Annotated in this window: 1 pseudogene; it reads right to left on the bottom strand. The window is 64.4% G+C overall.

The features are described from left to right. Positions 1–407 (bottom strand): annotated as a pseudogene (locus CS062_RS25635) (2-aminoethylphosphonate ABC transport system ATP-binding subunit PhnT); the annotation flags it as partial.

The following is a 407-nucleotide window of genomic DNA, read 5'->3' as shown; positions in this document are numbered from 1 at the left end:
TGCGGCCGAATACACAGCAGTTCGTCGAAACCGCGTTGCGCACCATAGGTAAAGCAGCCGAACACTTTGCCGGCGCAGCTGACGGTGGTCATGCCTTGCCCGGTAGTGGTCTCCAGCGCGGTGGCCGGCAGAAGGTTGGCGCGGCCGAGGAACTCGGCGGTGAAACGGTTCGTTGGATGATGGTACAGCGCGCGGGTCTCGCCGTGGGCGCACAGGTGGCCGTCGCGCATGATGCCAATCTTGTCCGCCAGCGTCAGCGCTTCGCCCTGATCGTGGGTGACGTACAGGATGGTCAGATCCGGCAGTTCGCGGTGCAGGCGGGCGATCTCTTCCACCATGCTGTGGCGAATTTGCGCGTCCAGCGCCGACAGCGGTTCATCCAGCAGCAAGACTTTGGGGCGCACCGC

Source organism: Roseateles chitinivorans, from assembly GCF_002761755.1.
In the GTDB taxonomy this organism is placed as follows: domain Bacteria; phylum Pseudomonadota; class Gammaproteobacteria; order Burkholderiales; family Burkholderiaceae_C; genus Roseateles; species Roseateles chitinivorans.
This window is presented reverse-complemented; position numbering and strand designations above follow the sequence as displayed.